Annotated in this window: 26 protein-coding genes and 1 pseudogene; 17 read left to right on the plus strand and 10 right to left on the minus strand. The window is 65.5% G+C overall.

Features of this window, described 5'->3' with window-relative positions; all coding sequences use genetic code 11:
• Window positions 1–55: 55 nt before the first annotated feature.
• Both ACZYZ4_RS07525 and ACZYZ4_RS07530 read left to right on the plus strand, forming a co-directional pair.
• Window positions 56–637 (plus strand): helix-turn-helix domain-containing protein, encoded by a 582-nt coding sequence (locus tag ACZYZ4_RS07525; RefSeq protein WP_463859573.1) that lies wholly within the window; start codon window positions 56–58, stop codon window positions 635–637.
• Between the two features lie 65 nt (window positions 638–702).
• Window positions 703–1358, plus strand: a pseudogene (locus tag ACZYZ4_RS07530) (DedA family protein).
• Window positions 1359–1367: 9 nt separating this feature from the next.
• On the opposite strand, the gene ACZYZ4_RS07535 reads toward ACZYZ4_RS07530, so the two are convergent.
• Together ACZYZ4_RS07535 and ACZYZ4_RS07540 are read right to left on the minus strand one after the other, a co-directional pair.
• Window positions 1368–1874, minus strand: coding sequence for a MarR family winged helix-turn-helix transcriptional regulator (locus ACZYZ4_RS07535; protein WP_463859574.1), 507 nt, complete (start codon window positions 1872–1874; stop codon window positions 1368–1370).
• A gap of 3 nt (window positions 1875–1877) precedes the next feature.
• Window positions 1878–3626 carry an AMP-binding protein gene (locus ACZYZ4_RS07540; RefSeq protein WP_463859576.1) on the minus strand — a complete coding sequence of 583 codons (1749 nt, stop codon included), beginning with the start codon at window positions 3624–3626 and terminating at the stop codon, window positions 1878–1880.
• Window positions 3627–3788: 162 nt separating this feature from the next.
• Here ACZYZ4_RS07540 and ACZYZ4_RS07545 point away from each other — a divergent pair, with 162 nt between their 5' ends.
• On the plus strand, window positions 3789–4922 hold the full coding sequence (locus tag ACZYZ4_RS07545; RefSeq protein WP_463859864.1) for an acyl-CoA dehydrogenase family protein: 1134 nt from the start codon (window positions 3789–3791) through the stop codon (window positions 4920–4922).
• Between the two features lie 80 nt (window positions 4923–5002).
• Here the strand turns inward: ACZYZ4_RS07545 and ACZYZ4_RS07550 are convergent, their stop codons facing one another.
• The 3 genes from ACZYZ4_RS07550 to ACZYZ4_RS07560 all read right to left on the minus strand — a co-directional run bounded on the left by ACZYZ4_RS07550 (window position 5003) and on the right by ACZYZ4_RS07560 (window position 7298).
• Window positions 5003–5206, minus strand: coding sequence for a cold-shock protein (locus tag ACZYZ4_RS07550; protein WP_463859578.1), 204 nt, complete (start codon window positions 5204–5206; stop codon window positions 5003–5005).
• 227 nt (window positions 5207–5433) lie between these two features.
• A complete protein-coding gene (locus ACZYZ4_RS07555) occupies window positions 5434–6060 on the minus strand; it encodes a response regulator (RefSeq protein WP_463859580.1) in 627 nt (208 codons plus the stop codon).
• Window positions 6057–7298, minus strand: coding sequence for a sensor histidine kinase (locus ACZYZ4_RS07560; RefSeq protein WP_463859582.1), 1242 nt, complete (start codon window positions 7296–7298; stop codon window positions 6057–6059). The genes ACZYZ4_RS07555 and ACZYZ4_RS07560 overlap by 4 nt, the downstream gene beginning before the upstream one ends.
• Window positions 7299–7512: 214 nt before the next feature.
• Here ACZYZ4_RS07560 and ACZYZ4_RS07565 point away from each other — a divergent pair, with 214 nt between their 5' ends.
• Together ACZYZ4_RS07565 and ACZYZ4_RS07570 are read left to right on the plus strand one after the other, a co-directional pair.
• Window positions 7513–8094 (plus strand): GlcG/HbpS family heme-binding protein, encoded by a 582-nt coding sequence (locus ACZYZ4_RS07565; RefSeq protein ID WP_463859584.1) that lies wholly within the window; start codon window positions 7513–7515, stop codon window positions 8092–8094.
• A 10-nt stretch (window positions 8095–8104) separates the two neighbouring features.
• The gene (locus tag ACZYZ4_RS07570; protein ID WP_463859586.1) at window positions 8105–8833 is read left to right on the plus strand and encodes an ankyrin repeat domain-containing protein; all 729 of its coding nucleotides are present in this window, start codon (window positions 8105–8107) and stop codon (window positions 8831–8833) included.
• 133 nt (window positions 8834–8966) lie between these two features.
• Here the strand turns inward: ACZYZ4_RS07570 and ACZYZ4_RS07575 are convergent, their stop codons facing one another.
• The 3 genes from ACZYZ4_RS07575 to ACZYZ4_RS07585 all read right to left on the minus strand — a co-directional run bounded on the left by ACZYZ4_RS07575 (window position 8967) and on the right by ACZYZ4_RS07585 (window position 11656).
• Window positions 8967–10163 carry an acetyl-CoA acetyltransferase gene (locus tag ACZYZ4_RS07575; protein WP_463859588.1) on the minus strand — a complete coding sequence of 399 codons (1197 nt, stop codon included), beginning with the start codon at window positions 10161–10163 and terminating at the stop codon, window positions 8967–8969.
• Window positions 10160–10852, minus strand: coding sequence for a CoA transferase subunit B (locus ACZYZ4_RS07580; RefSeq protein WP_463859590.1), 693 nt, complete (start codon window positions 10850–10852; stop codon window positions 10160–10162). The genes ACZYZ4_RS07575 and ACZYZ4_RS07580 overlap by 4 nt, the downstream gene beginning before the upstream one ends.
• Before the next feature lie 84 nt (window positions 10853–10936).
• Window positions 10937–11656, minus strand: coding sequence for a CoA transferase subunit A (locus tag ACZYZ4_RS07585; protein ID WP_463859592.1), 720 nt, complete (start codon window positions 11654–11656; stop codon window positions 10937–10939).
• A 198-nt stretch (window positions 11657–11854) separates the two neighbouring features.
• Here ACZYZ4_RS07585 and ACZYZ4_RS07590 point away from each other — a divergent pair, with 198 nt between their 5' ends.
• Entirely contained in the window at window positions 11855–12637 is a 783-nt protein-coding gene (locus ACZYZ4_RS07590; protein WP_463859594.1) for an IclR family transcriptional regulator, read from the plus strand.
• A 140-nt stretch (window positions 12638–12777) separates the two neighbouring features.
• Here ACZYZ4_RS07590 and nadE read toward each other — a convergent pair whose 3' ends face one another.
• Window positions 12778–13599, minus strand: a complete 822-nt coding sequence (nadE, locus tag ACZYZ4_RS07595; RefSeq protein ID WP_463859595.1) for an NAD(+) synthase — start codon at window positions 13597–13599, stop codon at window positions 12778–12780.
• A 163-nt stretch (window positions 13600–13762) separates the two neighbouring features.
• On the opposite strand from nadE, the gene ACZYZ4_RS07600 reads away from it, so the two are divergent.
• From ACZYZ4_RS07600 to ACZYZ4_RS07620, 5 genes are all read left to right on the plus strand, one after another.
• Entirely contained in the window at window positions 13763–14140 is a 378-nt protein-coding gene (locus ACZYZ4_RS07600; protein ID WP_463859597.1) for a Gfo/Idh/MocA family oxidoreductase, read from the plus strand.
• 8 nt (window positions 14141–14148) lie between these two features.
• Complete coding sequence (locus tag ACZYZ4_RS07605; protein ID WP_463859598.1) at window positions 14149–15132, plus strand: glycoside hydrolase family 3 protein; 984 nt, start codon at window positions 14149–14151, stop codon at window positions 15130–15132.
• 11 nt (window positions 15133–15143) lie between these two features.
• Window positions 15144–15554 (plus strand): hypothetical protein, encoded by a 411-nt coding sequence (locus ACZYZ4_RS07610; protein ID WP_463859600.1) that lies wholly within the window; start codon window positions 15144–15146, stop codon window positions 15552–15554.
• Between the two features lie 127 nt (window positions 15555–15681).
• A complete protein-coding gene (pyrE, locus tag ACZYZ4_RS07615; protein WP_463859602.1) occupies window positions 15682–16263 on the plus strand; it encodes an orotate phosphoribosyltransferase in 582 nt (193 codons plus the stop codon).
• Between the two features lie 83 nt (window positions 16264–16346).
• Complete coding sequence (locus tag ACZYZ4_RS07620) at window positions 16347–17396, plus strand: alpha/beta fold hydrolase (protein WP_463859604.1); 1050 nt, start codon at window positions 16347–16349, stop codon at window positions 17394–17396.
• Here the strand turns inward: ACZYZ4_RS07620 and ACZYZ4_RS07625 are convergent.
• Window positions 17393–18223: an HAD-IIA family hydrolase gene (locus ACZYZ4_RS07625; protein ID WP_463859606.1), complete on the minus strand. Its 831-nt coding sequence runs from the start codon at window positions 18221–18223 to the stop codon at window positions 17393–17395. The two genes, ACZYZ4_RS07620 and ACZYZ4_RS07625, sit on opposite strands and share 4 nt — an antisense overlap.
• Before the next feature lie 623 nt (window positions 18224–18846).
• On the opposite strand from ACZYZ4_RS07625, the gene ACZYZ4_RS07630 reads away from it, so the two are divergent.
• From ACZYZ4_RS07630 to ACZYZ4_RS07655, 6 genes are all read left to right on the plus strand, one after another.
• A complete protein-coding gene (locus ACZYZ4_RS07630; RefSeq protein ID WP_463859608.1) occupies window positions 18847–19041 on the plus strand; it encodes a hypothetical protein in 195 nt (64 codons plus the stop codon).
• Between the two features lie 134 nt (window positions 19042–19175).
• Window positions 19176–19298, plus strand: a complete 123-nt coding sequence (locus ACZYZ4_RS07635) for a hypothetical protein (RefSeq protein ID WP_463859610.1) — start codon at window positions 19176–19178, stop codon at window positions 19296–19298.
• A gap of 19 nt (window positions 19299–19317) precedes the next feature.
• Complete coding sequence (locus ACZYZ4_RS07640) at window positions 19318–19992, plus strand: TrmH family RNA methyltransferase (RefSeq protein WP_463859612.1); 675 nt, start codon at window positions 19318–19320, stop codon at window positions 19990–19992.
• Window positions 19993–20227: 235 nt separating this feature from the next.
• Window positions 20228–21484 carry a lipase family protein gene (locus ACZYZ4_RS07645; protein ID WP_463859614.1) on the plus strand — a complete coding sequence of 419 codons (1257 nt, stop codon included), beginning with the start codon at window positions 20228–20230 and terminating at the stop codon, window positions 21482–21484.
• A gap of 211 nt (window positions 21485–21695) precedes the next feature.
• A complete protein-coding gene (gene fbaA / locus ACZYZ4_RS07650; protein WP_463859616.1) occupies window positions 21696–22715 on the plus strand; it encodes a class II fructose-bisphosphate aldolase in 1020 nt (339 codons plus the stop codon).
• Window positions 22716–22717: 2 nt separating this feature from the next.
• On the plus strand, window positions 22718–23140 hold the full coding sequence (locus ACZYZ4_RS07655; protein WP_463859618.1) for a DUF3151 domain-containing protein: 423 nt from the start codon (window positions 22718–22720) through the stop codon (window positions 23138–23140).
• Window positions 23141–23142 lie beyond the last annotated feature (2 nt).

Here is a 23142-nt window from a genome sequence, read left to right on the forward strand (position 1 = left end):
CCGCGGCCCCCTCTCAGAGTGGCAAGGAAAGTTGCTGGAATGGCAAACTAGTCGCATGGATGACCAGTTCGACGACGTTCTTGCCGCGGTGGGACCGCGGCTCAGGGCCCTGCGCCGCAACAGCAACACCACACTGGCGGCACTCGCCGAGGCCACCGGGATTTCGGTCAGTACACTTTCACGGCTGGAATCCGGTCAGCGCCGCCCCAACCTGGAGCTGCTGCTGCCGCTGGCCAACGCGCACCGGGTCCCGCTGGACGAACTCGTTGGGGCTCCCGCCACGGGCGATCCTCGCCTGCACCTGCGCCCGATGGTCCGCCACGGCATGACCATCATTCCGTTGACGAGGCGGCCCGGCGGAATCCAGGCCTACAAGCACATCCTGCCGGCCGGCAAGCCTGACCAGCCGGACCCCCAGGTCCATGAGGGGTACGAATGGCTGTATGTGCTCAACGGCCAGCTCAGGATGGTCCTGGGCGGCCAGGACCTGGTGATGGGCCCCGGCGAAGCAGCCGAATTTGATACCCGGGTACCCCACTGGTTCGGCCGTGCGGACACCGAAGCGGTGGAGTTCCTCAGCCTTTTTGGAACCCAAGGCGAACGCATGCACGTGAGGGCCAAGTCCACCTCCTCCTAGACTCGTATGACGGCAGCACGGAAATCGGCATGGACATGGACACGTAGTGGAACGGGGACAGGCAGATGTGGGGAACAGCCGTGGCGGCAGCAGGCTCGACGGACAACCTGGGCGGCCTGGTGGGCGTCGCCGCGCGTGGGATCGAACATCTCGGCGAATGGGGCGTGGGGCTGTTCACCCTCGCCGAGACCGTCCTTCCGCCCATTCCCAGCGAAGTGATCCTCCCGCTGGCCGGTTACCTGGCCAAGCAGGGATCCTTGAACCTGGTCCTCGTTTTCGTCACGAGCACGCTGGGCGCTTACCTCGGTGCCCTCCTGCTGTATTGGCTCGGAGCCAAGCTGGGGCTCGAACGTTCCATCCGGGCCTGTCTAAGCTTCCGCTGGTGGACCGGGAGGATTTTGACAATGCCGCGGACTGGTTCCGCCGCCACGGCCGGTCATCGATCTTCTTTGGCCGGCTGCTCCCTGGTGTGCGGAGCCTCATCTCACTGCCCGCCGGTGCGTCCAACATGCACCTGGCCACCTTCAGCCTCTACACGCTCGCGGGGAGCGGGCTGTGGAACGGTGCCCTCATTGGCCTGGGCTACGCCCTGGGCTCGCAGTACCAGGTGATCGAACAGTATTCACGCTTCCTAAATTACGCCGTGTACGCCACGCTGGTGCTGACCGTGGTGTGGCTCGTAGTCAGGAGTGTCCGGCGCAGCAGGGCCGCCAAACGCTAAGGGACGCCCTTAGTCCGTGAAGTCCCCGGCATTCCGGCGGAAGGTGCCAAGGACGCGGATCAGCTGGTCCACGTCGGCCGCGGCGAAACCTGACTGGCCAAAGACCTCTGTGTTGAGCACCGCCGTCGCGCGTTTGGCAACAATCCGCCCCTCCGCGGTGAGCTCGATCAGGGTGGTGCGGCCGTCCGTAGGATGCGGCGAACGGGCTACCAGTCCCGAGACTTCCAAACGGTCGACGGCGTTGGTCACCGAGGTGGGATGGACCTGGAGCAGGGCGCTGGCCTTGTTCATGGGCAGCGCGCCGCTGCGGGCGAAGCTGAGGAGCGCGAGCAGTTCGTAGCGGGCGAAGGTCAGCCCGAACGGCTTCAGGGCGCCCTCGATCCGGGCCAGCAGGATCTGCTGGGTACGCATGATCGCGGTGATCGCAGCCATGGGGGCGGCGACATCGGCCCAGCCGTGCTCCTCCCAGTTCCGTTGGGCGTCGGCGATGGGGTCCCGGGGCAGTGGCGCGGCCATCCCTCAGCCCTTCAGCCCCGGGAAATCCGCCTCGGAGTACTCCACTCCGAAGCCGTCGGGATGGGTGCCCCCGCCATGCCGGAGCTCCTCTTCGTGCCGCAGCTCCACACGGCGGATTTTGCCCGAGATGGTCTTGGGCAGTGCCGCGAATTCCAGCCGCCGGATCCGCTTGAACGGCGCCAGGTGCTCGCGGCAGTACCGCAGGATGTCCTCCGCCAGCTCCGGCCCCGGCTCCAGCCCGAACACCAGGACAACATAGGCCTTGGGGACGGAGAGCTTGAGCGCATCCGGCGACGGAACCACAGCCGCTTCGGCCACTGCCGGGTGTTCGAGCAGCACGCTCTCCAGTTCGAACGGCGAGAGCCGGTAGTCGGAGGATTTGAAGACGTCGTCGTCGCGGCCCACGTAGGTGATGACGCCGTGTATATCCCGGCTGGCCATGTCGCCCGTGTGGTAATAGCCGCCACGGAACGCCTCGGCGGTCCGTTCCGCGTCCCCGTAGTAGCCCTTCATGAGCCCAACCGGCCAGGGGTCCAGACGGAGGCAGAGCTCGCCGTCGTCGGCTTCTTCCCCGGTGTTCGGGTCCACCAGCACCACGTCGTAGCCGGGAAGCGGCCGCCCCATGGCGCCGATGGTGACCGGCTGGCTGGGCGTGTTGGCCACCTGGACGGTGGTTTCGGTCTGGCCGAAGCCGTCCCTGATGGTCTGGCCCCAGGCGCGCTGGACCTGTTCGATCACTTCGGCGTTCAGCGGTTCGCCCGCGGAGACCACCTTGGTGGGCGGGGTCTTCAGCACTTTCAGGTCCGCCTGGATCAGCATCCGCCAGACGGTGGGCGGGGCGCAGAAGCTGGTGACGTGCTCGCGGTCCATCTGCTCCATCAGGGCGCGGGCGTCGAACCGGTCATAGTTGTAGACAAAAACGCAGGCCTCCGCGATCCACGGGGCGAAGAAATTGGACCACGCGTGTTTGCCCCAACCCGGCGAGGCCACATTCAGGTGGACATCACCAGGTTCCAGGCCAATCCAGTACATCGTGGAGAGGTGCCCCACCGGGTACGACGTGTGGGTGTGCTCCACCAGCTTGGCCTTCGACGTAGTTCCGGAGGTGAAATACAGCAGCAGCGTCTCGTCCGCCTGAGTGGGGGCGTCGGCGGTGAAGGTGACTGCCGCCGTCGTCGAATCCATGTACTGGAGGGCCTCGGGGTTGGCCGCTGTTGTTGCGGCTGTTTTTGTGGCTGCGCCGATCCCGCCGATTTCGATCAGGCGGTAGTCGCCGGGGACGCCGGCAAACTTACCGATGTTGGAATGGCCGACGGCGGCCCAGCCCGCCTCGCCACGCTCCACGCGTTCGGCCAGGTCCGCCGGACCCATCAGGGTGGTGGTGGGGATCAGGACAATGCCCAGCTTGATGCCGGCCAGCATCAGCTCCCAGAGCTCCACCTGGTTGCCCAGCATGATGATCATGCGGTCCCCGCGGCGCATGCCCTGGCTTCTCAGCCAGTTGGCCACCTGGTTGGAACGGGCGGCCAGATCCGCGAAGCTCCGGCGGGTGGCCGAGCCGTCCTGCTCCACGATGACCAGGGCCGGATTGTTGGCCTTCTCAGGATCTGCGGCGATCTGATCGAACCAGTCGAGGGCAAAGTTGAATTCCGTAAACTGGGGCCACACAAACTCGCGCCGGGCCTGGTGGTAATCGGAACGGAGGGTCAGCAGGCGGTCGCGTGCCGCGCGGAAGTCATCGGTGACTGACAAGGGGACACCTTTCGTCCAGTGATGCGCATCACTAAAGATCCATCCCTGTGCAATATACTAGGACATCCAAGGGTTTGGAAGACCGAAGGGATATGAAGCGTGCAGCCACAAGGACGTGAGCGTGTTGTGACCGAAGCCCCGCCTTTTCCCGAGGCGGATCTGATGCACATCGTGGACCTCCTGCCCGCAGCGGAGCGCGCGCGCTACCTGGAGATCCGGGCGTTCCTGCAGTCCACGGTGCGGCAGGCATCCATTGACTACTGGAACCGCGAGGAATTCCCGTTCGGGCTGCTTGCGGAAATGGGCAAGCACGGGCTGGGCACCTTGCAGACGGACGGCACGTCCAAGCTCTTCAAGGGCCTGATGTACGTCGAAGTGGCCCGGGCGGACGTTTCGCTGTCGGCCCTAGTGGGGATCCACAACGAACTGATCGTGGGGATGATTGACGCCCTCGGTTCCGAGGAACAGAAGCTGCGGTGGCTGCCTGGCCTGACAACCTTTACCCAGTTGGGCGCTTTCGCCCTTACTGAGCCGGAGCACGGCTCGGACATCGCCGGCGGGCTGGAAACATCCGCGCGGCTGGAGGACGGCGAGTGGGTGATCAACGGCGCCAAACGCTGGATCGGCTCCGGGACTATCGCCGACTTTGCCCTGGTGTGGGCGCGTGACGCAGCGGACGGGCACATCAAGGGCTTCATTGTGGAGACGGACCGCGCAGGCTACCGGGCCACCAAGATTGCCAACAAGATCGGTTTGCGGATCATGCAGAACGCGGACATCGTGCTGGACAACGTCAGGATTCCGGCGTCCAACATGCTGCCGGGCGCCACGGACTTCTCGAAAGCCAACGACCTCCTGCGGGATTCGCGCGCCTGGGTTGGCTGGCAAGGTGCCGGGATCCAGCTGGCCGCGTTCGACGTCGCCCGTTCCTACTCACTGGAACGCAGGCAATTCGGCAAGGAACTGGCCTGCTTCCAGTTAGTCCAGCAGCAACTGGCGGAAATACTGGGCAACGCCTCCGCGTCACTGGCGCTCATGGCCCAGCTCGCCCGGATCCAGACCGACGGCAAGCTGGAGATGGCCCAGGCGGCCATGGCAAAGTCCACGTGCACCCGGCTGGCCCGCGCGTCGGTGGCAATGGGACGGTCGCTGCTGGGCGGCAACGGCATCAGCTCGGACTACGAAATGGGCAAGCTGTTTGGTGATGCCGAAATCCTCTATACCTATGAGGGCAGCTACGAAATCAATTCGCTGATTGTGGGCCGGGCCGTCACCGGTAAATCGGCCTTCGTCTAGAAATGCACGCTTAGCAAAAACTTAACAAAAAACTGCCCTGGCCATGCTTTGCAGCACGGCCAGGGCAGTTGATCAGAACCTTAGAGCGGGCGAATGTTCTCTGCCTGCGGGCCCTTGGGGCCTTGGGTCACATCGAATTCGACTTTCTGGTTCTCATCCAGTGAGCGGTAGCCGCTGCTGGTGATTGCGGAGTAGTGCGCGAAAACATCGGCGGATCCGTCGTCCGGAGCGATGAAGCCAAAGCCCTTTTCAGCGTTGAACCATTTAACTGTGCCTGTTGCCATTGCTAACTTCCTTTGTAACCCTTTTCTGGTCCTGCTCGGACGGCAGGCAGACGCGGAGTCTGTAGTCCGCTGTCTCAAACCTAGGGGCTCCGCCGTGGGCGTGCAATAGCTGCAGTCATCAAGTGTCACTCCTGTTACAGAACTGGTGCCCTGGAATCGGGCGCGGCCGGACCGCCGAAGTCGGCTGCCGCCAGCTCCGTGGCTGTGTTTGCCGTAACTGCTCCGGGCTAGCGCATACCCTCCCGGCGGATGGCCGTGGCGATGGCCGCGGCGCGGGTCTCCACACCGAGCTTGGCGTAGATATGCGCCAGATGGGTCTTGACCGTGGCCTCGGAGATGAAGAGCCGCTGCCCCAACTGCCGGTTGCTGAGCCCCTCGGTCAGGAGGCTCAGCAGTTCGGCCTCGCGGGGTGTCAGGATCTCGTCGGGATTGCGCAGCTGCTGGAAGAGCCGGGAGGCCACGGGGGCGCTCATGACGCTTTTCCCTTGAACGGCACCGCGGATGGCGGCGAAGATTTCGTCCGGGGCGGCGTCCTTGAGGAGATAGCCCATGGCGCCGGCGTCCACCGCCCGGACAATGTCTGCATCCGAATCGTACGTGGTGAACACCAGGATGGCCTGCCGGTTGTTGCGCTGCCTCAGCTGCCTGATGGCCTCGATTCCGTCCATTCCGGCGCCCATGGCCAGGTCCATCACCACCACCGCAGGGGAGTGCTGTTCCACTAGCTTCAGGGCTTCCTCGCCGGAGGCGGCCTCGGCCACCACGTCAAAGTCAGGCTGCGTGCCCAGCAGTGCCTTGAGTCCGCTCCGAACCACCAGATGGTCGTCCACCAGGAGGACGGTGATGCCGTTCATGCCTCGTCCCGGGTCGTCTGCTGCACAGGTGGCGCTGACTGCACCCGAGCCGGCACTTGCGCGGCCACTATGGTCCCTTCGCCGGGGGTGCTTTCCACCGAGAATACCCCGCCCAGTTGCTCCACGCGCTGCCGCATGGCCCGCAGCCCGTATCCTCCGGCGTCCGACGGCGGTGCTGCCGCGGACGGATCAAAGCCCGCCCCGTCGTCGTAGATGTCAAGGGTGACCGAGCCAGGAAGGAACCCCAGCGTCAGGGTTGTGGTGCCGGCGTTTGCATGCTGCTGGATGTTCGCGGACGCACTCTGCACCACCCGCAGCAGGGTGTGCCGGACTTCCGCAGGGACGTCCCTCGGTTCGCCTGTGACCAGGAGTCGGGCGTGCGGGACGTACTGGGTGGCTGCCTGGTGCAGGGCCTCGGGAAGCGGCGACGCGTCGAGGCCCGGGGAGGCGAGCTCGTGGACCAGACTGCGCGTCTCGGAGAGATTCCGGCGCAGCAGTTCCGTTGCTTGGTTGAGATCCTGGCGCGATGCCTGGCCTGGCCACGAACGGTCAGCGGCCTCCAGGAGCAGCAGGCTGCTGGCCAGGCCCTGCGTCACGGTGTCGTGGATCTCCCGCGATACGCGCTCGCGTTCGGCGATGGTGCCGGCCCGGCGCTCGCTGGCCGCCAGCTCCCCGTGTGCCAGCGATACCTCGGCATGGAGACGGCGCTGCTCCGCTGCGTCGTGCTCGATCCGGTCATAGATCAGCGTCAGCATCACGCTGACGGCGAGCGGCCCCAGCAGCATCGCGAGGTCCGTCCCGTCGCTGAGCCGGAACAGCCCGACGGCGGTAGCGGCCGCCGTCGCGCCCGCCGCCACGTAACCCACTCCGCCCGTAAAGGCCGTCCGGCACAGGAACAAGATCGCAAAGGAACACCAGGCAAAGCTGGGTGCGGCAATGACCAGCACAGCCCAGACGGCCACAAACACGAGCATCCAGACTGCCCACGGGCGTATCTGACGGGCCAGTACGGCGATCACCGCGTAGAGCGCGCACACCGTTCCGGCCAGGCCGAGGACCAAGAGGTTGTCCTGAAGGCTGTGCCGCATGGCATAGCGGACGGCCGAAGCGACGAGCAGGACCGCGAAGCCTAGGTGGACGGCGGTGTCGATCCGGCCGAGCCGGCCAGGGGCGGCCGGCCCGGCAGGCAGGCCGGGGCCGGTAAACAGGGTTTCACGGGGAGTGGCTGGGGAGGTCATGTGGTCCGGTTCAGGTCAGAGGGCGTTCCTATCCCATGCTATTGCCCGCGCCGTTGCTGGTCTCTCAGCCTTTTGGCTGATGCTGCTGGCCTTCCGGGGGAGCGGGGCACAGCCAAAGGCCCGATGCTTGTTCCGGCGGGGCTGGACAGGATGGATGGAGCCGATGCCGTCAAGGCATTCCGCCAACGCGAGTCCATCAACCAAGGAGAACACCGTGAAGAAGTCCAACAAGATTGCCGCCGCTGCTGCCGCCGGAGCTTTGCTGCTGACGGGAGGGCTGACCGCTGCAGCCAATGCCGGGACCAGCCAGGCAGCCGCTCCTGCCGCGGTACCCGCCGTCGATATCCCGCAGGCGCCGGAAACGGTCGTGGCGCAGAACCGCATCACCGCGGGCGCCTCTTCCGACGCCGTCAGCGCAGCCCTCGCCAAATGCCAGGCGGACAAGCTGCCGTTCGTCACGGTGGCCCTGGTGGACAGGTTCGGCACCGTCCAGGCGCTCCTGCGCGGGGACAACGCCGCCGAGCACACCATCGAGGCGGCCAAGCAGAAGGCCTACACTGCGGCCGCCTTCGGTGCGCCGACCAGTGAGCTGGCCAAGCGCATCAACGGCAACGGGCCCAGCATCGCGGACCTCCCCGGCACCCTGTTCCTGCCCGGCGGCGTCCCGCTCAAGGTCAACGGTGTCTCCGTGGCAGGCATCGGCGTGGGCGGCGCCCCCGACGGCAACCTGGACGAAGCCTGCGCCACCGCGGGCGCCGAGGCCATTGCCGCTGCGGCTGCCGGCTCAGGCAAGTAGGCTCGGCTCCATGAGGCGGTTTAGGACCTGGCGTCGGGCACGCCGGGCAGCGGCGATTCTCACCGTGGCGGTTGCAGTGGCAGGTTTCCTGGCAGCCTGCCAGGCGAGCCCGGGAGAGCCGCAGCGGCTGGAGTCGCCGCCGTCGTCCGAAGCCGCACCGCCCACTACCAACGCACCGGTTACTGTTGCCCCGGTCACCAGTGCACCGGCAGCCCCCAAGTCTCCGGCGCTGTCGGCCGAAGCCCAGGCCCGGCTGGACCAGGAACTGATCGCCGCCGCGAAGGCCAACAACGTGGCACTGGTCGGCGAACTCATCGGCCGCGGCGGCAACGTGAACGCCAAGGACGCCATCCAGGATTCCGCATTCCTCTATGCCGGGGCCGAGGGGTTTAACGAGGTTCTCCAGCTGACGCTGGCGGCCGGCGCGGACATTGCCAGCACGAACCGTTACGGCGGGACGGCACTGATTCCCGCCAGCGAGCACGGCCATGTGGAGACGGTCCGCATCCTCCTGGCCGCCGGGGTGCCCGTGAACCATGTGAACAACCTGGGCTGGACCGCCATGCAGGAGGCTGTCCTGCTAAACGACGGCGGGCCCAGGCAGCAGGATGTGGTGCGCCAGCTCCTGGATGCTGGTGGAGACCCGAACCTCCGGGACCCCGAGGGGCGGACCGCACTGGAGAACGCCGAACGGCTGGGCTTTGTGGAGATCGCCAACCTGATTCGTGGCCACAGTTAGTAACCCGGTGCCCCGCAGATACTCCCCACCTTTGCCACGAAAGTACGACGGCGCGCCGCACTTTTGGTGCGACGCGCCGCCGTCGGGCGTCAAAGGTGGGGAGACGCAGCGAGGCTAGCTGCGGAAATCCCGGTTACACGGCTTCGAGGACGCTGACGTAGTTGGCGATGCCTACGCCGCCCATGTTCTGCACGGCGGCACGGCGCGGGTTGGCGAGCTGCATGTCGCCGGCGGTCCCGGTGAGCTGCATGGCGGCGATGACGTGCTGGGATACGCCGGTGGCGCCGACGGGGTGGCCCTTGGCCTTGAGTCCGCCGGAGACGTTGATGGGGAGCTTCCCGTCCTTGAATACCCAGCCTTCCTGCACAGCGCGGGCGCCCTGGCCCGGTTCGGTCAGTCCCATGGCCTCGTACATCAGAAGTTCGGCGATGGTGAAGCAGTCGTGGACCTCAGCAAAGTCCAGGTCTTCAAGCCCGACGCCGGCCATCCCCAGCGCGCGCTCCCACGACACCCGGGTGGCGGCGAAGGCGGTGGGGTCCCGCCTTTTGGCCGGAAAGAAGTCGTTCGCGTGGCCAAAACCGGCGAGCCTTACCGGCGCAGCGGCCGCGCCGGTTGGCGAGGTGCTGAGCACAACGGCGGCGGCGCCGTCGGACACGGGGGAGCAGTCGGTGCGGCGCAGCGGATCGGCGACCATGGGGTTCTTGTCCGAAACGGCGCGGCAGAACTCCTCGCCGAGGTCCTTGCGGAGCTGGGCGTAAGGGTTGTCCACACCGTTGCGGTGGTTCTTCGCCGCGATGGAGCCCAGCACGTCGCCCAGCTTTCCGTCACCGCGCCCGTAGCGCTTGTCGTAGTGCTTGGCGACGTCCGCGAACAGGCCCGTAAAGCCAGTGGTGGATGTCTGGCCGGCCATGTCGTAGTCAGCGCCCAGCAGCGCAGCCCCCACAACGTCGGCGCCGGCGTGCGTCATTTTCTCGGCGCCGATCACCAGCACGGTCTTCGCCGTGCCGGCCAGCAGGGACTTGGTGCCTTGCTGGAACGCGGCCGACCCGGAGGCGCAGGCGTTCTCCACGCGCGTGGCAGCGACGTTGGCCAGCTGGTCCGAGACCTGCAGCGCCAGCGAGGAGGGGAACGCCAGCGGCATCATGCCGGAGTTGAACTGGCCCAGGTAGATCTCGTCGATCTGGCCGGGCTCGATTCCGGCGTTGCTGATGGCCTCCCTGGCCACCTGGACGATCAGGGACTCGAGGGTCTCGTCCGTCAGTTTGCCGAACCGGCTGTGGCCCCAGCCGGTGAGCAGGACATCCTTGCCGAACTGTTCCTTGAGGCTCATGCTGTGGCTCCTTCCAGGTCAGAGTCGAGGGATACTGTGAACGCTGCATCGGTCTTCTCGCGGATTTCGTCCACGGTGACCCCCGGCGCAAGGCGGGTCAGCGTGAGCTGCCGCCCGCCGTCGTCGTTCTTCTCCGCATTTGGCTTTAGAAGGTCGAAGACCGCGAGGTCGCTGATGATCCGGTCCACGCAGCGCAGGCCGGTAAGCGGCAAGGTGCATTCGCTGACGATCTTCGCCGTGCCGTCCTTGGCGTTGTGCTCGGTCAGGACCACCACGCGCGGCGTGCCAGCGACGAGGTCCATAGCGCCGCCCATACCCTTGACCATTTTGCCCGGGATGGTCCAGTTGGCGAGGTCCCCGTTGCCGGAGACCTGCATGGCTCCCAGGATGGCGACCTTCACGTGGCCGCCTCGGATCATGCCGAAGGATGTGGCCGAGTCGAAGATGCTGCCGCCGTCCAGGACCGTTACGGTCTGCTTGCCGGCGTTGATGAGGTCCGCGTCCTCGTCGCCCTCATACGGGAACGGGCCCATGCCGAGGAGGCCATTTTCGCTCTGCAAGACCACGCGGACGCCGTCGGGCAGGTTGTTGGCCACCAGCGTGGGGATGCCGATGCCCAGGTTCACGTAGTCGCCGTCGTTCAGTTCCTCGGCCGCGATGGCAGCCATTTCATCCCTGGTCCAGGCCATGGGGTTCTCCTTCGGGTTCAAAGTTTGTGGGGCTTAAGTGTTCGTTCGTTCGCGCTGGGGGGTGGCGGCAGGCCGGGTAGGCGTTCAGGCGGGGGCTGTTACCGCGGCGCGCGGGCGGACGGTGCGCTGTTCGATGTCCTTGACCCGACCGCTCGCCTTGACCAGGTGCTGGACGTACACGCCCGGGGTGACGATGTGGTTCGGATCCAGTGCGCCCCGCTCCACGATGACTTCGGCTTCGGCGATGGTCACCAGGCCGGCGGTGGCCACCACGGGGTTGAAGTTCCGGGCCGTGTAGCGGTAGATCAGGTTCCCGTCCGTGTCCGCGGTATGCGCGTGGACCAGTGCGACGTCGGCGCGGATGGCGCGCTCCTGGACGTACGTTCCGCCGTCGAACTCTGCCAGCGGCTTGCCTTGCGCGACCAGTGTTCCCACGCCGGTCTTGGTATAGAAGGCGGGGATACCGGCGCCACCGGCGCGGAGGCGCTCGGCCAGGGTGCCCTGCGGGGTGAACTCAACCTCGAGCAGGCCCGCGAGGTACTGCTCGGCGAAGAGTTTGTTCTCGCCGACATAGGAGGCGATGACCTTGCGGACCTGGCCGGCTTCGATCAGCACGCCCAGGCCCTTGCCGTCCACGCCCATATTGTTGGACACCACTGTCAGGTCGCGCACACCGGAATCACGCACTGCCTCGATGAGGTCAGCCGGGATGCCGCTCAGGCCAAATCCGCCGACGGCGAGCGTCATGCCATCGCGGAGCACTTCCGCCAGGGTAGCGGCGGCGTTGGATTTCAGTTTGGACATTCCGTCTCCTCGTCATCGAGCGTGCAGAGCCATTCGGGTTATCCACTTTGTGGACATTGGGCCTGAAGAAGGAGCCTAGGGCGCTCGCGAAAGCTGGTCAACGGCGCAATCCACCCAGCAAGGCACATATTTCACAGCGTGGACGCTAGGCTTTAAGATGTCCACATTGTGGAGGATACTTGAGAGTGGGTGAGCTGAATGACAAATCCAGTCCAAGGGGCGCAGGTGGTGGGCCGCGTGGCGTCACTGCTCCGGCTTGTCGGCCGGAAGCCGGAGGGCAGCTCGATTTCCGGCCTGGTCCGGGAGTCCGGGCTGACGCGTCCCACTGTCCACCGGCTCCTGGCCGCCCTTGCCGCGGAGGGCCTCTTGGACCACGATGCCCGCAGCGGAAACTGGATACTGGGTCCGGAGATTTTCCTGCTGGGATCAGTGGCGGCGGCCCGCTTCCCGTTCGAGGACCTGGCGCGGCCAAGCCTTCGCCGGCTGGCGGAGGAGACCGGCGAGAGCGCCTTCTACTCTATACGCAGGGGCCAGGAGACGGTCTGCGTGCTGCGGGAAGAGGGCAGCTTTCCGGTACGCTCCTTCGTGCTGCATGAGGGAGTCCGCTTTCCGCTGGGTGTGGCCTCGGCCGGGACCGCCATCATGGCGTTCCTCCCGGACGAGGAACAGGACACTATCCTGTCCGGCTGGGACCAGCACGCCAGCGGCTTTGCAACAGGCCACGGCGTGGACGTGGTCCGCGGGAACCTGGAAAGGACCCGGCTGCATGGATTCGCAGTGAATCCCGGCCTGGTGCTTGAGGGTAGCTGGGGAATGGGAGCGGCCGTGTTCGACCAGCTGGGCAGGCCGGTCGGCGCGCTTTCACTCACCGGCATCGAACCCCGGTTCCGGCCGGAACGGCAGGAGTTCCTCGGCAAGCTGCTGATGGAGGAAGCCCACCGGATCACCACGCTGCTGACCCGTTCGCCGGGCGCCGCCTGAGCTGCTCGGCGGCGTCTGGCTGACCCCGTTGTGGGGCACTTTGACACGGACACGCCGGTATTTCGGGCGGGATCGGTCCAGGCGGGGTTCGAAGCGCCCCGGTTCGGCTGACAGCCCGACCCGGCGTCCCTCGGCTCGGCCTATTTCCACCACGTATCGAAGATGGTGACCGGCACGGTGCGCTTGTGACGTGTGCGGAGGTACTTCTGTTCGATCAGCTCAGCGGCCGCTTCAGGAATTTCGCGGCCCTCGAGGTAGTCGTCGATCTGGTCGTAGCTGAGGCCCAGTTCGTCCTCGTCCGTGCGGCCCGGCTTGCCGTCCAGGAGGTCGGCGGTGGGTACTTTTTCCCAGACCCGGGCAGGGGCGCCCAGTTCGGCCAGCAGTTCGCGGTTCTGGCGCTTGTTGAGGCCGAACAGCGGCAGGATGTCCGCGCCGCCGTCGCCGAATTTTGTGAAGAACCCCGTGACGGACTCTGCGCCGTGGTCGGTGCCGATCACCAGGTAGTTGTGTTCCCCGGCCAGCGCGTATTGGGCGATCATCCGCGTGCGGGCCTTGGTGTTTCCCTTGTGGAAATCGGAGATCTCCGAGCCCACCGTCTTCTCGAATTCGTCCTCGAAGCCATCCACGGCGGCGGAGATGTTGAAGATCCATTCCGTCTTGGCCTGGATGAAGTCCAGAGCGGCCTGGGCGTCGTCTTCGTCGTGCTGGACGCCGTACGGCAGGCGGACCGCGACGAAGTTGGCCTCCACACCTTCGGCCTCAAGCTCGTCCACGGCCAGCTGGGCCAGCCTGCCGGCGAGGGAGGAATCCAGCCCGCCCGAGATGCCCAAGACAAAGCCTTTCGTGTGGGTAGCCCGGAGGTATTCCTTGAGGAAATCCACCCGCTTGCGCACCTCCCCGACGGGGTCGATCCGGGGCTGCACGCCCATTTCTTCGATGATGGTGGCCTGGAGTTCGCGCATGTGATCCAGCCTAGTCAGCGCTGTCAACAACGCTCAATTGTGTCCACGATCGACGCACGGCTCAGCGCGAACGGACACTTGGGCACCCCAGCGCGAACTGACACTTGGGGCCCAGGAGCTACAGCATTCTCGGTGCCGCTCCAGTTGAACCGGGCACTGTGAGATGCGTAGGCATCAGAGAGCGGCTGCGGCTGCCACCGCCCGCCAGCGGGTTGAGCGCGGTATGGGCATGGACGATGTCCGCAAGCTCTTTATGGGCGAGCTGAATCCGGAGGAGTACTACACCACGCAGGTCATCGAATTCGAGTCCGTCTGGGGTGCGCAGCACGCCGGTGTCCTGGAGAACTTCGCCGCCAACATCCTTGACGGCACGCCGCTGCTGGCTCCGGGCTCGGACGGCATCAACGGAGTCCGCCATGCCAACGCCATCCATCTCTCCGCCTGGACCGGCAAGGAAGTTGGACTGGACTACGACGAGAACGAGTCCTCGCGGAGCTCAACAAGCGCATCTCCGAAGAGGGCAAGTTCCCGCAGCGCGTAACCTCCTGAGTGAGTTCGCACCCGGACAAGTCCATCGCACGCCGGATGGGGCAGGTTGCCGGCGTTGAGACCGCAGCCTTGGGCTGCAACTGGGCCTTCGCCCCGATCGTGGACATCCACTACAACTGGCGGAACACGGTTATCTCCACCCGGGCCTTCGGCAACACGCCGGAGATCGTGGTGGAGCGGGCCAAGGAATACTTCGACGGGATCAGTGAATCACCCACTGCCTGCGCCATGAAGCACTTCCCGGGCGACGGCATGGACGAGCGGGACCAGCACGTGGTCACGTCCTACAACACTCTTGGCTACGACGAGTGGAACAAGACGTACGGCCACGTGTACCGCGAAATGATCGGGCACGGCGTGCAGTCGATCATGATCGGGCACATCGGTGCGCCGGAGCTTTCCCGGCACTTCCGCCCGGGCCTGGCGGACAAGGAGATCCGGCCAGCCACTTTGGCCCCGGAACTGCTCCAGGACCTGCTGCGTGGCGAACTCGGCTTCAACGGGCTGATCCTCACGGACGCCTCGCAGATGATCGGGCTCACCCAGGCCATGAAGCGCAAGGACCTGGTTCCTGCGACCATTGCCGCCGGTTGCGACATGTTCCTGTTCTTCCGCAACGCCGACGAAGACTTCCAGTACATGCTGGATGGCTACAAGTCCGGCGTCATTACCGAGCAGCGCCTGCATGACGCCCTGCGCCGCATCCTGGCCCTCAAGGCCTCGTTGGGGCTGCACTTCAAGGCACGCAACGAACTGGTTCCTCCGGTGGAAGCCCTGGCGAAGATCGGCAGCGCGGAGCACCGCGCCGTCGCCGCGGAGATCGCCGACAAGACCGTCACCCTGGTCAAGGACACCGCGAACAACCTGCCCATCCGGCCGCAGACGCACAGGCGGATCCGCCTGTACGGGATTTCCGGCGGCTTGACTTCACCCGGGCGGACCCGCTGGCGTACCTGGACACGGTCAAGGGCGAGCTGGAAATAGCCGGCTTCGAGGTGTACCTGTTCAAGACTGCCGACCAGCGCGAAGCCGCGGGCGAGACGGGCATTAACTTCATGTCCGTCATCTCCGAGGAAGCCACCGGCGACTACGCGGACAAGTATGACGCGGCGTTTGTTTTCGCCAACGTCAAGGGCTTCGCCCAGGAAGCGGCCATCCGGATCAAGTGGTCCACCCCGATGGCTGCGGAGATCCCGTGGTACGTCACCGAGGTTCCCACGGTGTTTGTGTCGCTGAACCAGCCCAACCACCCCATCGACGTGCCGATGGTCAAGACCGCCATCCACGCCCACGCGGGGTCGGTGGAGGCCATCCGGGCCACCATCGCGAAGATCATGGGCAAGTCTGAGTTTCAGGGGACGTTCAACGAGAATGTCTTCTGCGATTCCTTCGACACCCGGCTCTAGGGTTATCGCTGCGGATTTAGACTGACGACTCGCACATGGACTGGCGCTACGCGGATACGCGTAGCGCCAGTCCATTTCTGCGTCACGGGGCCATTTCCGCAGCGAAGGAGCCAGTAAACTGGAGACCATGACTGCCACCCCTGATGCCGCTTCCAACACAGCCGCACGTGCCCGCCTGCTGGAACTGATCAAGGAACTTGCCGTGGTCCGCGGAAAGGTGATCCTGTCCAGCGGGGCCGAGGCCGACTACTACATTGACCTGCGCCGCATCACGCTGCACCATGAGGCCTCCAAGCTGGTGGGCCAGGTCATGCTGGCACTGACGGACGACGCCGGGATCGACTTTGAGTGCGCCGGTGGCCTGACCATGGGTGCTGACCCCGTGGGCACCGCTGTGATGCACGCTGCAGTCGACGCCGGCCGCACCGTGGACGCTTTTGTGGTCCGCAAGGCGCAGAAGTCTTACGGCATGGGCCGCCAGGTTGAAGGTCCGTCGGTTGAGGGCCGGAAGGTCCTGGTGTTGGAAGATACATCCACCACCGGCGGCTCCGCCCTCACCGCTGTTGAGGGTGTCCGGAAGGCCGGCGGCAACGTCGTGGCCGTGGCCGTTATTGTGGACCGGGACACCGGCGCCAAGGAAAAGATCGAAGCCGAGACCGGCGTCCCGTACCTGTTCGCCTTCGGCAAGGACGAGCTGGGACTCGATTAGCAGACGCGTCCGCGTCCGGCGAGTGGGCGGGATGCGGGCAGTCCGGTTGCGGGAGTGGCTTCTCCTGTGGCTACGGTAGAGGTGTGCCGTACAGGGAGGAAGTAGATCCACAGGAACAGCCTGAACAGCCTGGAGCTCATCAAGCCCGGCTGCTGGCCGATGCCGCCGCACTCAAGCGGTTTTCGCGCCGCGGGTTCCTGGCCGGCACGGGAGCCTCGGCCCTGCTGGCAGCAGACATGCTGGTTACCCGCCGCGTCCAGGCGGAGCGGCGGGTCAACAGGATCCTGCAGGTCGCGGACGACTTCGCCGACGCCTACTACCCGAACGCCAGCTGGTTCCTCTTCCCCGGCTACAAGACCAGCTGGGAAGAGGCGCTCTGGATCCTGAACGCCATGCGTGGTGCGCTGAACAAGCGCGGCCAACTCGCCGCCGTCGGATATTCCAACCAGGGACTGGACATCGACGAGCTGGTGATCGCCGTCATCGAACACGTCCGAGCGAAAAAGCTCACCAAGCTCTTCTTCTACGGCCACAGCTTCGGCGGCATGGTGGCCACCCAGGTGGCCGCGCGGCTAAGGGAATTCCACGGTGTGGAGGTGGATTTCATCCTGCTGGACTCCAGCCCCTATAGCCGGAGCGACGTGCTGGACGAGAGCTGGTTCGACGGCGTCGTCTTCCTGTACGAGAGCGGCTTCCGGGTCCCGTCCGTGGTCCGCGGTAGCTACGAACTGGGGGAACGCGTCATCCACAAGGACGAGCGGACCTGGCGGCAGATCCTGGACCAGACCATGGAGCAGCTGTCCCCGATCGCCCCGTCCAGTGTGCTCATCCAGTCCGAGTCGGCATACATCTACCACTTCGACGGAAACCGGTTTGTGGACAAGCTCGGCGGCACACGGATGGCGTACATCGGCAACCCGAAAGACCGCACGGTCCGGTACCAGACGGCCAAGGACGCGTGGTCGGCAGCGTTCAACCCCCACATGGTCTCCATGGACCTGCAAACGGACGGGGCCCTGCCGGTGCACGCGAGCCCGGGCTGGAATCCGCTCATCTACCGGCCCATCGTGGAGCGGCTGATGGACGACTTTTTCCCGCTGCCCCGCGGCGGCTCGAAGGTGACGGTCTTTTAAATCTGGCTTTTCAGGTCTGCCACGGAGTTCAGGACCTGGTTCGGCCGGAACGGGTAGGACGCGATGTCTTCACGCTGGGTGATGCCGGTCAGAACCAGGACCGTATGCAGTCCGGCTTCCATGCCCGCGACGATGTCCGTGTCCATCCGGTCGCCGATCATGGCAGTGGTCTCTGAATGTGCGTCGATCTGGTTCATGGCCGACCGGAACATCATGGGATTTGGCTTGCCCACGATGTAGGGCTCGCGGCCGGTGGCCTTCGTGATCAGGGCCGCGATAGCCCCGGTGGCGGGCATGGGGCCATCCTTGGACGGGCCGGTGGCGTCAGGGTTGGTGGCAATGAAGCGGGCTCCGGCCAGGATCAGCCGGATGGCCATGGTGATGGCCTCGAACGAGTACGTCCTGGTTTCGCCGAGAACCACAAAATCCGGGTCCTGGTCGGTGAGGATAAAGCCCGCCTCGTGCAGTGCCGTCGTCAGTCCGGCTTCGCCGATGGTGTAGGCGCGGTTTCCGGAACCGGAACCCCGCACCTGGTCCTTGAGGAACTGCGCGGTGGCCAGCGCCGAGGTCCAGATGTTCTCCTCGGGGATCTCAAGTCCGGAGGCACGCAGCCGGGCGGCCAGGTCGCGGGGCGTGAAGATGGAGTTGTTCGTCAGCACCAGGAACCGCTTTGAGGTGTCCACCCAGCGCTGGATCAGTTCGGCGGCCCCTGGGACGGCATGGTTTTCGTGGACGAGTACGCCGTCCATGTCTGTCAGCCAGCATTCGATCTCCTGGCCGCTGCGGTAAACCGCCGGTGAACCCTGTACCTGGTCTGCTTCTGCCACGTTAACCTCCGCGAGATGTGCCTATTCCTGGTCCAGTCTTTCACTCTTCTTGCCCACAACACGCGCTTCTCGGGGGATATCCGCGGTGGTTGTTGATGTCGGCATGCGCCGGCTGGTCCCCGACGTCGGAAATCACCGGGCACCGAGCGCGAACCGCAGGATGCCTGCCAGCACCTGAAAGGGACCGCCATGAGCAACAATTACAGCGCGCCAGCGCCGCAGCCCCCGCACGGCAACAAGAACCTTTTCATCGTTCTCGGCATCATTACCGCCGTTGTGATAATCGCTCTCGTGGCAGTGTTCGCCTGGGTGATCCCCACCTTCGCCAAACCGCAGGCCGAAGACGCCCCAGCTCCCGTGGCAACGTCCGGGGCGGCCGAGGAAAGCGCCGCACCGGAAGAATCCGCGGCGCCATCGGACGGTGCCGCCGCGGACGATGTGCCGGCCGGAGCCTTCCCGCTGCCGCCGGGCTGGGCCGATCTGCAGGGGCCGGCGAGTATTCCGGCCGAGGGCGACCCGCTCTTCAGCCGGTTTGTCACGGGGGAGTCGTCCTTCCAGTACCTCGCATCCTGGACCGGCGATGACACTTTCGGGATCACCACCGACCCGACCACCGGTGCACCATGCAGCAAAAAGCGCAGGGCGCCGAGGAGCGGGCCGGGGACGGCAGCGCCCTGGCCTACGCCTTCTTCGCCGAGTCGGAAGAGGGCAAATACGGTAAGGAACCCGCGAAGGTACAGGCCGCCATCAAGGAGATAGAGGCAAAGCTCACCGCTATGCCCGCGACCGAACTGCCGCAGCACCTCGTGGGCCGCTAATGCACCAGCAATTTCGAAACAACGACACCCGAAATCCGCGAGTTCCGCCGGACGGCGGCCGTTGTGATCGGCTTTACGTGCCGCAACGCCCGCGGCGAGACCATCCAGGCCGTGAACCTTTTCAGCGTTACCCCATGGGGCACTCCGCAGATGGTGGGGTCGTCAGCGGCCACTCGACGTACTGGAACGAACACCCGGAGCTGCTGGAGCAGATTGCCAACTCGTACCGCGCCAACCGCTGGAAGCTCGAAGGCTGACGCGGGCTAGAGTTGAAGCGTGACTGACCTTCCCGAAACCCCGCCGCTGCCCGTTCCACTGCCGGAGGAGGCGCAGGAGCCCAAGGCGGAAGTCGGCGTCGGGCCCTGGGACGGCGAGCGGCCCGAGGGTGACCACTGGGATCCGGAATTGCTCGCCGACGGCGACCGGCGCAACGTGGTGGACCAATATCGCTACTGGAAGCATGACGCGATCGTGGCGGACCTCGATTCCAAGCGGCACAACTTCCACATCGCCATCGAAAACTGGCAGCACGACCTCAACATCGGCACCGTGGTGCGCACCGCCAACGCGTTCCTTGCCAAGGAAGTCCACATCATCGGACGACGCCGGTGGAACAGGCGCGGGGCCATGGTCACCGACCGCTACCAGCACGTCCGCCACCACCCCACCGTGGAGGACTTTGTGGCCTGGGCGCAGGGGGAGGGGCTCGCGATCATCGGGATCGACATCTTCCCGGACTCCGTGCCCCTGGAGACGTATGAGCTGCCGCGCGATTGTGTCCTGGTGTTCGGCCAGGAAGGGCCCGGGCTGACGCCGGAGGTCCACGAGGCGGCCCTGGCCACCCTGTCCATCGAGCAGTTCGGCTCAACTCGCTCCATCAACGCCGCTTCCGCCGCCGCGATCGCCATGCACGCCTGGATCCGCCGGCACGTTTTTAGCCAGCCCGTCTGACCCCTGCCACTTCAACCCCGCCACTTCTGAACCCCGGCCGAGATGGCATTTCACGGCAGTGTTCGCGAACAACATTGCCGTGAAATGCCATTTCGACGCCGTGGGCGCGTGGCGCCCTGAATCCGAGACGAAACTATCCTAAAACTTCGCGAATCCCTAGGTCTAAAAGTTACCCGCCAGTAACATGTGGCATGGATCACACTCACTGTCGAGTGTGGCACTGACTGGAGGTTCGATGAAGCATCCTTCTGTACGCGTCTGTTCGGCCGTTGCCCTGGCTGCGGTTCTCACATTCGGTAGTGGCGCGGTGGCCTACGCCGCTCCGGCACCTGCCACAACGCCGGCGACGACGGCCAACCCGCTCGACTTCTACACCACCCCTGCCTCACTTCCGGCCAACAACGGCGACCTCGTCCGGACGGAGCCGTCTGCCTTCTACGTCGATCCGCTCAAGACCCTCCGTGCCCAGGCTTCGGTGCAGCGCATCATGTACCGCTCGGTGAACAGTTCCGGGGTGCCTATCGCCGTGACGGGCACCGTCCTCGTCCCGTCGGTCGGCTGGACCGGCTCCGGCCCGCGTCCGCTGGTCAGCTACGCCGCCGGAACCCAGGGGCAAGGGGACCAGTGTGCGCCGTCCCGGGCCATGGCCACCGGCGAGGAATACGAAGGAATCTTCATCGCCGGGCTGCTGGCGCGGGGCTACTCGGTGGCGGTGACGGACTATGAGGGCCTCGGAACGGCCGGCAGCCACACCTACATGGCGCGCGAATCGCAGGCGCACGCCGTCCTCGACGCCGCCCGTGCGGCCCAGCGGTTGGGTAACCCGCAGATCGTCCCCGGCGGCCCGGTGGCGCTGGCCGGCTACTCGCAGGGCGGCGGCGCCTCGGCAGCCGCCGTCGAGCTTGCACCCCGATACGCTCCGGAGCTGAACCTCAAGGGCGCGTACGCGGGGGCGGTTCCGGCCGACCTTCCTGCCGTCGGACGAAACCTGGACGGCGGCCTGTATACCGGGTTCCTGCTCTACGCGGTGACAGGCATGAGCGCCGCCGGCGGACTGGACCTGAGCCCCTACCTCAGCCCTACCGGGCGGGCGAAGCTGGCGGCGACAGACAACGAATGCACGTTGCAGTCGATCGCCTCCAGCGGCTTCCTTGACACCTCGAGGCTCACAATATCCGGGCAAAAGCTGAGTTCCTTGCTGGACCTCCCTGAGCTCAAAACTGTCATTGCTGAACAGAAGATTGGCAACGGCCGGGCTCCGCGGGTCCCCGTGCTGCTCTCGCACAGCATGCTCGACGACGTGATTCCCTTTGACCAGGGCAGGCAACTGGCCAAGCGCTGGTGCGCCGCCGGATCCTCTGTCTATTTCGATGTCACAGCCGGGGCAACCCACGTGGGCGGCTATGCCGCCGCCACCCCGCAGGCGTTCATCTTCCTGGAGGGCCGCTTCTCGGAGCGGCCCGCCGTGAGCAACTGCTGGCTCTACGGCTAAGCTCCCTGCACGGGATGGCATTTCGCGGCAGTCCCGGGCTCCGGCACTGCCGCGAAGTGCCATCTCGGTGCGGCGTTGAGCGTAAGTGTTACCGGCCCGCGTGACCCGAAACACTGCCCCTGCACAGAAATGGCTAGGATGGTGGCTAGCCGTAAGAGGTCTACTCTCCAGGGTCACAACCCACAGACGAAAACTCAGCATAGGAGTCACCATGCCCATTGCAACCCCAGAGATCTACTCCGAGATGATCGACCGCGCTAAGGCCGGAGGCTTTGCATTCCCGGCGGTCAACGTGACGTCGTCACAGACTCTGAACGCAGCCATCCGCGGTTTCGCCGAGGCTGAGTCCGATGGCATCATCCAGGTTTCCACCGGTGGCGCGGCATACTGGTCCGGCGCATCCGTCAAGGACATGGTTGCCGGTTCGCTCGGCTTCGCCGCCTTTGCCCGCGAAGTGGCCAAGAACTATAACGTCAACATCGCGCTCCACACCGACCACTGCCCCAAGGACAAGCTGGATGGCTTCGTCCTGCCGCTGCTGGCCGCTTCCGAGGGCGAGGTCAAGGCGGGTCGGAACCCGATCTTCAACTCCCACATGTGGGACGGCTCGCACGAGACCCTCGAAGACAACCTACGCATCGCCCGCGAGCTGCTGGAGCGTTCCGCCGCGGCCAAGATGATCCTCGAAGTTGAAATCGGCACCGTCGGGGGCGAAGAAGACGGCGTTGAGAACGAAATCAACGAGAAGCTTTACACCACCACCGAAGACGCCCTGGCCACCATCGAGGCCCTCGGCACCGGCGAAAACGGCCGCTACATGACGGCACTGACCTTCGGCAACGTCCACGGCGTGTACAAGCCCGGCGGCGTGAAGCTGCGCCCGGAGCTGCTCAAGCAGATCCAGGCCGAGGTGGGCGCCAAGATCGGCAAGGAGAACCCGTTCGACCTCGTGTTCCACGGCGGTTCGGGCTCCAGCGACCAGGAAATCGCTGACGCCGTCTCCTACGGCGTGATCAAGATGAACGTCGACACCGACACGCAGTACGCCTTCACCCGTCCGGTGGCCGGGCACATGCTCGCCAACTACGACGGCGTCCTGAAGATCGACGGCGAAATGGGCAACAAGAAGACCTACGATCCCCGCGTCTGGGGCGCTTCCGCCGAGGCCGGCATGGCTGCCCGCATCGTCGAGGCCGCCCGCCAGCTCGGCTCCCTAGGCAAGACGTTCTAGCCATGTCGGACGAGTTCCGCAAGAACCTGATGGGTCCGGAGCCGACGCTCCTGCCTGCCGAGACCGACGTCTACCAGCAGCTCGAGGCCGGCGCCGAAGCCCTGGACCTGGTGGAAAAGCACCCAACCTCGTCGCTGTTGTGGGCTGTCCTGGCGGAGGAGGCGTGGTCCGAGGGCCGCACCATCGATTCCTACGCCTACTCGCGCGTGGGCTACCATCGCGGGCTTGACTCGCTGCGCCGCAACGGCTGGCGTGGTGTGGGTCCCATCCCGTGGGAGCACGAACCCAACCGCGGCTTCCTGCGTGCGCTCTACTCGCTGGGCCGCGCGTCCGCGGCCATCGGCGAAGCCGAGGAACCGGAACGCATCGAGAAGTTCCTCAACGACTCAGACCCGGCAGCCAAGGCAGCCATCGAGGGCAAGTAGAT

Source organism: Pseudarthrobacter adonitolis (assembly GCF_055412845.1).

Coding starts and splice junctions, on each gene's coding strand:
- ACZYZ4_RS07645 (WP_463859614.1), top strand. CDS start 20,228: ATGAAGCATCCTTCTGTACGCGTCTGTTCGGCCGTTGCCCTGGCTGCG.
- ACZYZ4_RS07570 (WP_463859586.1), top strand. CDS start 8,105: ATGAGGCGGTTTAGGACCTGGCGTCGGGCACGCCGGGCAGCGGCGATT.
- ACZYZ4_RS07560 (WP_463859582.1), bottom strand. CDS start 7,298: ATGACCTCCCCAGCCACTCCCCGTGAAACCCTGTTTACCGGCCCCGGC.
- ACZYZ4_RS07600 (WP_463859597.1), top strand. CDS start 13,763: ATGCGTAGGCATCAGAGAGCGGCTGCGGCTGCCACCGCCCGCCAGCGG.
- ACZYZ4_RS07545 (WP_463859864.1), top strand. CDS start 3,789: ATGCACATCGTGGACCTCCTGCCCGCAGCGGAGCGCGCGCGCTACCTG.
- ACZYZ4_RS07575 (WP_463859588.1), bottom strand. CDS start 10,163: ATGAGCCTCAAGGAACAGTTCGGCAAGGATGTCCTGCTCACCGGCTGG.
- pyrE (WP_463859602.1), top strand. CDS start 15,682: ATGACTGCCACCCCTGATGCCGCTTCCAACACAGCCGCACGTGCCCGC.
- ACZYZ4_RS07655 (WP_463859618.1), top strand. CDS start 22,718: ATGTCGGACGAGTTCCGCAAGAACCTGATGGGTCCGGAGCCGACGCTC.
- ACZYZ4_RS07525 (WP_463859573.1), top strand. CDS start 56: ATGGATGACCAGTTCGACGACGTTCTTGCCGCGGTGGGACCGCGGCTC.
- ACZYZ4_RS07635 (WP_463859610.1), top strand. CDS start 19,176: ATGGGGCACTCCGCAGATGGTGGGGTCGTCAGCGGCCACTCGACGTAC.
- ACZYZ4_RS07590 (WP_463859594.1), top strand. CDS start 11,855: ATGACAAATCCAGTCCAAGGGGCGCAGGTGGTGGGCCGCGTGGCGTCA.
- ACZYZ4_RS07550 (WP_463859578.1), bottom strand. CDS start 5,206: ATGGCAACAGGCACAGTTAAATGGTTCAACGCTGAAAAGGGCTTTGGC.
- ACZYZ4_RS07555 (WP_463859580.1), bottom strand. CDS start 6,060: ATGAACGGCATCACCGTCCTCCTGGTGGACGACCATCTGGTGGTTCGG.
- ACZYZ4_RS07580 (WP_463859590.1), bottom strand. CDS start 10,852: ATGGCCTGGACCAGGGATGAAATGGCTGCCATCGCGGCCGAGGAACTG.
- ACZYZ4_RS07535 (WP_463859574.1), bottom strand. CDS start 1,874: ATGGCCGCGCCACTGCCCCGGGACCCCATCGCCGACGCCCAACGGAAC.
- fbaA (WP_463859616.1), top strand. CDS start 21,696: ATGCCCATTGCAACCCCAGAGATCTACTCCGAGATGATCGACCGCGCT.
- ACZYZ4_RS07630 (WP_463859608.1), top strand. CDS start 18,847: ATGCAGCAAAAAGCGCAGGGCGCCGAGGAGCGGGCCGGGGACGGCAGC.
- ACZYZ4_RS07585 (WP_463859592.1), bottom strand. CDS start 11,656: ATGTCCAAACTGAAATCCAACGCCGCCGCTACCCTGGCGGAAGTGCTC.
- nadE (WP_463859595.1), bottom strand. CDS start 13,599: ATGCGCGAACTCCAGGCCACCATCATCGAAGAAATGGGCGTGCAGCCC.